At 61.6% G+C, this 9,809-nt stretch carries 9 protein-coding genes; 3 read left to right on the top strand and 6 right to left on the bottom strand.

Features of this window, described 5'->3' with window-relative positions; all coding sequences use genetic code 11:
• The first annotated feature begins 198 nt into the window (after window positions 1–198).
• Entirely contained in the window at window positions 199–1,833 is a 1,635-nt protein-coding gene (locus NCT32_RS12265) for an NAD(P)/FAD-dependent oxidoreductase (RefSeq protein WP_250477140.1), read from the top strand.
• A gap of 58 nt (window positions 1,834–1,891) precedes the next feature.
• Here NCT32_RS12265 and NCT32_RS12260 read toward each other — a convergent pair whose 3' ends face one another.
• The 3 genes from NCT32_RS12260 to NCT32_RS12250 all read right to left on the bottom strand — a co-directional run bounded on the left by NCT32_RS12260 (window position 1,892) and on the right by NCT32_RS12250 (window position 5,986).
• Window positions 1,892–3,433, bottom strand: a complete 1,542-nt coding sequence (locus tag NCT32_RS12260; protein WP_250477139.1) for a UxaA family hydrolase — start codon at window positions 3,431–3,433, stop codon at window positions 1,892–1,894.
• A 10-nt stretch (window positions 3,434–3,443) separates the two neighbouring features.
• The gene (locus NCT32_RS12255) at window positions 3,444–4,730 is read right to left on the bottom strand and encodes an MFS transporter (RefSeq protein WP_061121665.1); all 1,287 of its coding nucleotides are present in this window, start codon (window positions 4,728–4,730) and stop codon (window positions 3,444–3,446) included.
• Between the two features lie 131 nt (window positions 4,731–4,861).
• Window positions 4,862–5,986, bottom strand: coding sequence for a D-mannonate oxidoreductase (locus NCT32_RS12250; RefSeq protein ID WP_061121690.1), 1,125 nt, complete (start codon window positions 5,984–5,986; stop codon window positions 4,862–4,864).
• 218 nt (window positions 5,987–6,204) lie between these two features.
• Here NCT32_RS12250 and NCT32_RS12245 point away from each other — a divergent pair, with 218 nt between their 5' ends.
• Entirely contained in the window at window positions 6,205–6,903 is a 699-nt protein-coding gene (locus tag NCT32_RS12245; RefSeq protein ID WP_061121666.1) for a FadR/GntR family transcriptional regulator, read from the top strand.
• Window positions 6,904–6,951: 48 nt separating this feature from the next.
• Here NCT32_RS12245 and NCT32_RS12240 read toward each other — a convergent pair whose 3' ends face one another.
• Window positions 6,952–7,272: a hypothetical protein gene (locus tag NCT32_RS12240; protein ID WP_040049997.1), complete on the bottom strand. Its 321-nt coding sequence runs from the start codon at window positions 7,270–7,272 to the stop codon at window positions 6,952–6,954.
• Window positions 7,273–7,646: 374 nt separating this feature from the next.
• On the opposite strand from NCT32_RS12240, the gene NCT32_RS12235 reads away from it, so the two are divergent.
• Window positions 7,647–8,522 (top strand): SAM-dependent methyltransferase, encoded by an 876-nt coding sequence (locus tag NCT32_RS12235; protein ID WP_250490371.1) that lies wholly within the window; start codon window positions 7,647–7,649, stop codon window positions 8,520–8,522.
• Here NCT32_RS12235 and NCT32_RS12230 read toward each other — a convergent pair whose 3' ends face one another.
• The gene (locus NCT32_RS12230; RefSeq protein WP_250490367.1) at window positions 8,523–9,080 is read right to left on the bottom strand and encodes a DUF1415 domain-containing protein; all 558 of its coding nucleotides are present in this window, start codon (window positions 9,078–9,080) and stop codon (window positions 8,523–8,525) included.
• A complete protein-coding gene (locus NCT32_RS12225; RefSeq protein WP_061121669.1) occupies window positions 9,077–9,724 on the bottom strand; it encodes a TetR/AcrR family transcriptional regulator in 648 nt (215 codons plus the stop codon). Before NCT32_RS12225 ends, NCT32_RS12230 begins: the two co-directional genes overlap by 4 nt.
• Between the last annotated feature and the right edge of the window lie 85 nt (window positions 9,725–9,809).

The raw sequence follows: 9,809 nt of genomic DNA, 5'->3' as shown, positions 1-9,809 counted from the left end.
GCCGATGATAGTGCGGATACCCGTGTGAAAGTAGGTAATCGTCAGGCTCCTCATGCGATAAACAAAAACCCCACCCCACAAAGGTGGGGTTTTTGCGTTTGGAAGCGCGCACAGCGAAGGGACGGAAGTCGCGTCTCGCAAGCGCTAAAATTCCCTCCACGTATTCTCAAAACGCACGGCCAGCGCCGTCGATGTCCCATGCTACGTCTAAGCGAAATCAAGCTCCCGCTCGATCACATCGAATCGGCTATTGAATCTGCGGTTCTCGCACGTCTCGCGGAGATTGGCGTAGCGGCAAACGAACTCGTGAGCTTTCACGTATTTCGCCGTGCGCACGATGCCCGCAAGCGCGCCGATATCAAACTCACCTACATCATCGATGTCGAGCTGCAAGACGAAGCATCGGTGCTGAAGCGTCTTGAGGCGCGTCCCCATCCGCAATGCGGCGTGACGCCGGACATGGCCTATCGTTTCGTGGCGAAAGCGCCGGCGGGTTCGACTCGACTGCGTCCGGTTGTGATCGGCATGGGACCTTGCGGGCTTTTTGCAGGCTTGATCCTCGCGCAGATGGGCTTCCGTCCGATCATCCTCGAGCGCGGCAAGGCCGTGCGTGAGCGAACGAAAGACACGTGGGGCCTCTGGCGACGCAACGAACTCAACCCGGAGTCGAACGTACAGTTCGGAGAAGGCGGCGCCGGCACGTTTTCCGATGGCAAGCTGTACAGCCAGATCAAGGATCCGAAGCACTACGGACGCAAAGTGCTCGAGGAATTCGTGAAGGCAGGCGCACCGGAAGACATCCTGTACTTGAGCCGCCCGCACATCGGCACGTTCCGGCTCGTGAGCATGGTCGAGAAGATGCGCGCGCAGATCCACCAACTCGGCGGTGAAGTGCGATTCCAGCAGCGAGTCGAGGACATCGAGATCGACAACGGCAAGGTGCGCGGCCTCACGCTTTCGACCGGCGAAACGCTGCGCTGCGATCATGTCGTGCTCGCCGTCGGTCACAGCGCGCGCGATACGTTCCAAATGTTGCACGACCGCGGCGTGTACATGGAGGCCAAGCCATTTTCGCTGGGCTTTCGCATCGAACATCCGCAAGGGTTGATCGACAGAAGCCGCTTCGGCAAGTTCGCGGGTCACGAAAAGCTGGGTGCGGCGGACTACAAAGTGGTCCACCATTGCAGCAACGGCCGCGCGGTGTACAGCTTCTGCATGTGCCCGGGCGGCACGGTCGTCGCGGCAACGTCGGAGCCGGGGCGCGTTGTGACGAACGGCATGAGTCAATATTCACGCGCCGAACGCAACGCGAATGCCGGCATCGTCGTGGGCATTACACCGGAAGATTATCCGGGCGGCCCGCTTGCCGGCATCGCGTTTCAACGCAAGTGGGAAGAGCGCGCCTTCGAGTTGGGCGGCGGCGACTACTCCGCGCCGGGACAACTCGTCGGCGATTTCATCGCGGGGCGCGCGTCGACTACGCTTGGTTCGGTTGTCCCGTCGTACAAGCCGGGCGTGAAGCCGACCGATTTGAGCACCGCGTTGCCCGACTACGTCATCGAAGCGATCCGCGAAGCCTTGCCCGAACTCGACAAAAAGATCAAAGGATTCGCGATGCATGACGCCGTATTGACCGGCGTCGAAACGCGCACCTCTTCGCCGATTCGCGTGCGCCGCAGGGACGATTATCAGAGCGTCAACGTCGAGGGCCTGTATCCGGCAGGCGAGGGAGCGGGCTACGCCGGCGGTATCTATTCGGCGGCGATCGATGGCATCGAAGTCGCGGAGGCCGTAGCTTTGCAGATGATGGCGCAACACGCGGCCGCAGTCTAAAAAAAGGGCGCATCGGTCAATCCGCTGCGCCCTTCACAACTAAAACCACGGTAAAAACTCAGGTCACCACACCCACCTGCCAGGGCACGAACTCGCTCTGTCCGTATCCATGCAGTTCGCTCTTCGACGCCACGCCTGATGCGCAGTCAAGCATCATCTGGAAGATCTGTTCGCCGAGCTGCTCGATGGTCGCCGATCCATCGATCACGCCGCCGCAGTTGATGTCCATATCCTCTTCCTGACGCTCCCACAACGCGGTGTTCGTCGCGAGCTTGAGCGAAGGCGAGGGCGCGCATCCATAGGCGGAGCCGCGGCCCGTCGTGAAGCAGATCAGATTCGCGCCCGAGGCGACCTGTCCCGTCGCGGACATCGGATCGTAGCCGGGCGAATCCATGAAGACGAAACCCTTCGCGTCGATGCGCTGCGCGTACTCGTACACTTCGACGAGATTGGTCGTCCCGCCCTTCGCGACCGCGCCGAGCGACTTTTCGAGGATCGTCGTGAGACCGCCGACCTTGTTGCCGGCAGACGGATTGTTGTCCATCGCCGCGCCGTTGCGCGCGCAGTACTCTTCCCACCACTTGATGCGCGCGAGCAGTTTCTCGCCGACTTCGCGGCTCACTGCCCGGCGCGTCAGCAGATGCTCCGCGCCGTACACTTCGGGCGTCTCCGAGAGAATCGCCGTTCCGCCGTGCGCGACGAGCTTGTCGACCGCGGCGCCCAAAGCCGGATTCGCCGAGATGCCGGAATAACCATCCGAGCCACCGCACTGCAATCCGACGACCAGATGCGCCGCTGGCACCGGCTCGCGCTGCACGCGATTCGCATCGGCGAGCATTTCCTTGATCATCGCGATACCGCGCTCGATCGTCTTTCGCGTGCCACCGCTGTCCTGAATCGTGAAGCTGCGCAGTTTCGCGCCGTCCTTCAAGCCGCTCGATTCGAGCACGCCCGAAATCTGGTTCGTTTCGCAGCCTAGTCCGACGAACAGCACGGAATGAAAGTTCGGATGCACGGCGTAACCCGAAAGCGTGCGGCGCAGAATGCCGAGCCCTTCGCCCTGCATGTCGATACCGCATCCGAGTCCATGCGTGAGCGCGATCACGCCATCCACGTTCGGATAATCCGCGAGCGCTTCCGGATGCACATCGCGCCGGAAGTGATCGGCGATGGCGCGCGCAACCGTCGCCGAGCAGTTCACGCTCGTCAGCACGCCGACGAAATTGCGCGTCGCCACTCGGCCGTCGTCCCGGCGGATGCCCATGAACGTCGCGGGCTTCTCGACGAACGGCGTAGGGTGCGAATCGACGCCGAACTCGTGCTCACGCGCGAAATCGGCCATCGACAGATTGTGCGTGTGCACGTGCTGTCCGCGCGAAATAGCCTCGCGCGCCACGCCGATGATCTGGTTGTAGCGTTTCACGGGCGCGCCCGCGGCGATGTCGCGGGTCGCGATCTTGTGTCCCGGCGGAATGAGCCCCGCGACGACGAGATCCTCCGACGCGATCCGCGCGCCGGAGACCAGTTGACGTGTCGCGATCACGACGTCGTCGTTCGGGTGCAGCCTGATGACCGCATGGTCGGTGGATGTGGTGGACATGGTTCTATTCTCAGACCGTGGAAGGTGCGCGAGTGTCGCGTCGGGCTTGCTCTTCTTCGGCGCGATTGAGCGGTTCGATCTTGCCGACGATTACAAGATAGCTGAACGCGCCGAGGAAGCAGAAGCCGCCTGCGACACACAGCGGAATCACGAACGAGCCCTTGGTGATCGCGAGCATCACGCCGGTGAAGGTCGTGATGACGATGCCCGCCAGGTTCGACGCGAAGTTTTGAATGCCGCCGATCGAGGCGACGTGATCCGGGGTCGGTGCAACGTCGCTCGGCAGCGACCAGATGCTGGCGGCCGCGAACGCGAGGCTGGCGTAAGCAATGCCGAAGAACGCGAGCATCAGATAAATGTTCGTGACGAATGCGCAAAGCGTGATGACCGACGAAAGCAGCATGCCGCCGACCATGCAGGTCTTGCGCGCGGCGGTGAGGCTCCAGCCGCGTTTGAAGAGCGCGTCCGACACCCAGCCGCCGAACCAGCCGCCCGGAATCGACATCAGCGCCGGAATCGTGCCGAGCGTGCCGAGCGATTTGAGCGAGAACCCGTGCGCCTGCACGAGATAGCTCGGGAACCAGGTGATGAAGAAGTAGATGACGAAGTTCAGGCAGAAGAAGCCGAGCATCATGCCCCACAGCGTGCGGTACTTGAAAAGCGAAGCCCACGACACCTTGGTCCGCGGTGCGACCGGCTGCACCGGCGCGGCATCCGTTTCGCCCGTCAGATCGCCCGTCGACTTGTTACGGTAGATCAGGAACCAGCCGAGAATCCACACGAAGCCGATCACGCCGGTGATGACGAACGACGCTTCCCAGCCAAACGAGCTGATGATGAGGGCGACGACCGGAATGGACAGTGCCGAACCCACGCGCGAGCCGCTATCGAAGATGCTGGTCGCGAATGCGCGCTGCTCCTTCCTGAACCATTGCGACACGAGCTTCGCGCACGACGGATACGCACCCGCCTCGCCGATTCCCAGCATCAGGCGGCAGCCGAACATGCCGGCGACGCTCGTCGCGACGGCGGTGAGTGCCGTGAAGACCGACCACCAGCCCACCGCGAGCGGCAACGCGATACGCGCGCCGACGCGATCGACGAACCAGCCGAACGGCATCTGCATGAGCGCGTAGCTCCAGAAAAAGCCGCTCAGGATGAAGCCCATTTCAGCGGGGCCGATGCCGAGCGCCTTTTCGATCTGCGGCGCGGCGACGGCGAGGTTCGCGCGATCGATGTAATTGATCGCAATTGCCAGAAAAGCCAGAAATATCACTACCCAACGCATTTTGCGCATCGCTTGTCTCCTCAGTGGTGCGGCACTTCATGTGTTCCGGCTCGATCCGCGATGCCGGCGCGGTGAGCCGTGATTCAAAAGGAATTCGGAAACGCGCGGTCTGCTTCTCCGGCGGACCTTTGCGCGGTGACTCAACGTGCGGCCAGCGCGTCGCGCAGGCGCTTCTGCTCGATGTCGAGATTCAATTCGCGCGCAAGCTCGATGACGGGCTGAAAACGCCGCACTTTCTTCTCGTCGTGATTGCGCGCGATGTCCGCGAGCCGATGCACGAGAAACGGGTTCTCGAAGCGGTCGCGCACGCTCGACAGGTAGTCCGCCGCGACATCGCCCTTGCCGAGCGCCTCGAACACCGGCAACACTTCGTCGCGCCACGTCGCTTCGAGCGGCTCGCGATACGCGGAATCACGCATTGCGTCGAGCACGGTCATGTCGTGCGAGCCTGCGCGCGTGCGCCAGATTTCCGCGAGCATCGTATGGCCGAGATTCAGCATCAGGAGCTTGAGTCGTTCGTAATGCGCGAGATCGTCCGTAACGACAATGTCCTCGTGCTCGCACGGCAGCACCATGCCTGCCTGTCGCTCGATCGCCCACAGCGCGTACGGCTCCGCGATCGCGCCGACAGGCACAATCGGCTCCGACACGATCCGGTCCACGAGCGAATTCACCCACACGCAGTCTTTCGTGAGATAGCCAATGAACGCCTCGTCGACGTTCCAGCCGCGCGCGACCCCGATCACCAGATCGCGCAGCGTGTCGCCGTTGCGCGAAACCAGTTCACAGGGCAAAAGCGTGACCGGCGCCGCGCCCGCTTCATATCGGGCGTGGAGCAGCACCGCGAGCTTTGCCGCGAAACCGCGCGGGGTGCGTTCGCCTTCCAGCAGATCGGCGGTGTCGGTATCAAAGAGCGCGTAGCCGGCGTCCGCCGTGTTCGAGACGATCACTTTCACGTCGCGCTTCACGCGCTCGAGCAGCAAAGCCCAGTCCTCGTTCGCGTGCAGGGCTTCTGCGATCGAGTCGCATTCGACGAGCGTATCGACGGTTTCTTCCCCTCGACGGCCGCGAATGCGAACCGGATAACGTCCGGCCGCGCGCAACGCCTCGACGCGCGCGCGGCTGTCGTCGCTGGCGGTGGTCTGAACGACGGTGATCTTTCCGAGGGCCTTCGCCGGATCGCGGCGCGCCGCGTCGCTGACGAAGAAATCCACGTGCGCCTGCAGAAAACGGCTCGTGCCGAATTGAAGAATCGGATTGCTCATCGTCGGCAGCTTGAGAATAGTCGAGTGGGAACGGTTCCAGAGCGCCGTAAAAAAAATGGCCACCTGGCCTTACCGGATTGCATACTAGAGGCTCGAAACGCAATTGGTCAAGCCACTTGTAAGCGGGCTGAGAACGACGAATGCCCACCGCACGGCGCGTCAACCCTTCCGCTGATTACAATCCACGTTTTCCCCGAGATGAAAGCAGGAGCCAGCACGTGAGCGTGAAACCAGCCGAGACGCGACGCCTGTATCTCCAGATCGCCGACAAGTTGCGCGGACTGATCGAGCAGCAGGATTTCGCCCCGAACGGCCGCCTGCCATCAGAGCGTGAACTGGCGCAGACGCTCGGCGTGTCGCGGCCATCCGTGCGCGAGGCGCTCGTCGCGCTGGAACTGGAGGGGCGCGTCGAAATACGCATGGGTTCGGGCGTGTACATCGTCGCGACGCCGGCGGCCACGCCGCCGGCGACCGAAGCGGAACTGGGCGAGAGTCCGATCGAAATCATGACCGCGCGCAGCGTGATCGAGGGCGCGATCGCGGCCAGCGTCGCACCGTTTGCGAAACCGAAGGCATTGAAGGCGCTGCGCACGGTGTACGAGACGATGGCGCGCGAAGTCGAAAACGGCCAGGTGCCGATGAGCGCCGATCGCGCATTTCACATTGCCATCGCGCAAATGACGGGCAACGACGTGCTCGTGCGAACGGTCGGCAGTCTGTACGACGAGCGGCACAGCCCGTTGTCGTCGACGCTACGCGGGCACTTCGAAGGGGAGGAAACGTGGGCGGCCGCGCTCGGCGAGCATCGCGAAATTCTCGAAGCGCTGGAAGCGCGCGATGCAATACAGGCACAGGCCGCGATGCAGCGGCACATGCGTCAGTCCGCGGCGCGCCTGATGACGAAACGCAAAGGCTGACCCCGGCGCGCGTCCGAAGCGCGCACCGAGGCCGAAGACGTGTCCGTGTCAGCCAGGATACGCTTCATCGACCTTCAGACCCGCCAGCTTGAAGATGACGCGCAGCGTTTGCGGCGCGATCTCCCGGCGTGAGGCAAGCGTCGTGAGGACGAAATCCATCACCTTGGCGTACTTCAGCATGGTCAGGCATGTCTCGATGTCGGTGGATCCGTCGCGCATCGACTCGGCGAGGCGCAACATTTCCACGGAAATCTCTCGGGCCATTTCCAGTTCGAGTTGCTGCTTTTCACTCCACGCGGGCATCGCGGTCAGTGTCGCAAGCATCTCCTGAAACTGTTTCTCTGCTTTTTTGTCGGGGATCGCATCCATCGCCGTCCTCTCATGATCATGGCGCCGGCGAGTCGCATTCGCCGCGCTGCGCGTTAGGTGTTACGTAACAAGACCGGTGAAGGGCAAAGACTTCACGTGCCGGGACGCGGCTTGTTACCAGCTTGCTGCTCTTGTTGCTGCATCGGTACGCGGCCGAAGGCCACGCGGTGTCGTCTTTTCCGATGGCCTTATCGTCGGACGACGCACAATCTGTTCCACGCGCAATTGCCGCCGCGCACTGGCTCATCTTCAATGACCGGAACGAGAGCGTCTTTGCGCTTTTGGGTAAACTTCCTCTTTTGAGACGGCAGAACCAGCGGTTAGCGCACATTCGGCGCGAACATGCCCCGTTTTTTATTGATCGAACCTATACGATGACCAGGAAGTCCCCCGCGTCGGCTCCGGGCACGCCCGACCCCTCCACCAAACACGAGATTCGTCCAGGACAGTCAATCGAACTGCTGAAGGAACTGCATATCCTCACGCGCGACGGCAAGATGAATCAAGACAGCCGTCGCAAACTGAAACAGGTCTACCACCTCTATCAGTTCATCGAACCGCTTCTCGCCGAAGTTCATGCGCGCCAAGGGGCCGTATCACTCGTCGACCACGGAGCAGGAAAATCCTATCTCGGGTTCATTCTCTACGATCTCTTCTTCAAGACTCTGCGCGATCGGTCACACATCTTTGGAATCGAGACGCGTGAAGAACTGGTAAAAAGATCCGAAGAATTGGCGGAGCGCCTCGGGTTTACGGGGATGTCATTTCTGAATCTGTCGGTGGCCGAATCAATTGATTCAGATCGTCTGCCTGATTCGATCGATATCGTCACCGCACTGCATGCGTGCAATACCGCCACCGACGACGCCATCACGTTCGCTCTGCAGAAGAAAGCGAAGTACATCGTGGTCGTGCCGTGCTGTCAGGCCGAAGTGGCTTCGGTGCTGCGAAAGAACAAAGGGCACTCGCTCTCGAAGAACGTGCTGACGGAAATGTGGCGGCACCCGCTGCATACGCGCGAATTTGGGAGCCAGATCACCAATGTGCTCCGTTGCCTGCAACTCGAATCGCACGGATATCAGGTGAGCGTGACGGAACTCGTCGGCTGGGAACATTCGATGAAAAACGAGCTCATCGTGGCGCAATTCAAGGATCTGCCGCGCGGGCGGCCCGCGCAAAGGCTCTCGGATGTGCTCGAAACGCTCGGACTGGACGAATTGCGCGAGCGATTCTTCACGCCCGCGCACTGATCAGGAGTTGTCCTTCATCCACGCGTCGAAGCCGTCATGGCCCAGACGGCGCAGCGTTTCGATATTGCGTTCGTAGATATCGGACGCATGGGGGAACGCCTCGACGGCGCGATCGATGCTCGCTTCACGTAGCAAATGAAAGATCGGATACGGCGCGCGATTGGTGTAATTGTCGATGTCGTCAGGCTCGGTGCCTTCGAACCGATACTGCGGATGAAAGCTGGCGATCTGCAAGTCGCCCGCCAATCCCAATTGATCGAGCAGGCGCTCGGCGAAGAAGAGGGCGTCGTTGTAGTCGGCGAAGTCCGCGAACGCGTGCGGCGTGATCAAGAGCGTGGTATCGACGGTTTCCGGAGCGGTGTCGCGTAGCAGACGAAGTTCATCCGTCAGTTCTACGACGAGATCTTCTACGCCACGCGCATCGCTCACCACATAGCGAATCTGCTTTTTGACATGCACGCTCTTGGCGAACGGGCATAGATTGAGTCCGATCACCGCACGGGTGAGCCAGTGTCGAGTCGCCGCGATCACCTCGTCGCGGGTGCTGCCGTGAGTCATGAGCCTTCCTGTTTGCGATGCATGGGACACGCCGCCGCGATCAGCGTGCGCGCGATGCGCGGCGCGGCGAGCAGCGGGCCCGAGCCGGGTCCGTACGTCTGGCTCGTCGCGTAGATGCCATCGACGAGCAACGCGAGCGATTCCGCCAGTTCAACGGGATTATCCGCTCCGGCAGCCGTGCAGATTTCGACGAGACGCGTGATCAGGTAATTTTTGTTGCGCTCGACCGATTGCCGCGCGGGATGCGCCGGATCGCCGAATTCGCACGCGATATTGACGAACGGGCAGCCGCGATAATCCGGCGAGGACGCCCGTTTGACAAGATCCTCCAGCGCCTGAATCATCTGCATGGCCGGTTCGTCGGGATGTTTCGCGACGCTCGCCTCGAAGCGCCGCCGAAAGCCTTCGTCCATGCGCTCCAGATACGCGACGACGAGCTCGTCCTTCGACGCGAAACGCCGATACAGGCTCATTTTATTGACGCCCGCGCGTTCCACGACGGCATCGACGCCGATCGCACGAATGCCGTCGCGATAGAAAAGCTCCTGCGCCGCATCGAGCAATTGCTCCTGCGCGGTCGCGCCATCGGTTCGCGCACTTCGACGGGCGTGGGCTTTCGGCCGGTCAGCGATTGATCGTGTCAAAGTCGGTTCCTCGAGAATTCTGCTGCACGCTTGACATGTTACCGATCGGTAACTAAGCTCGCAACTCTGATGTGACAGAGCGGTA

Origin of the sequence: Caballeronia sp. INML2 (assembly GCF_023631365.1) — a bacterium.
Taxonomy (GTDB): domain Bacteria; phylum Pseudomonadota; class Gammaproteobacteria; order Burkholderiales; family Burkholderiaceae; genus Caballeronia; species Caballeronia turbans.
Note: the sequence above shows the minus strand (reverse complement) of the source record. Positions and strands in the feature narration are given on the sequence as shown.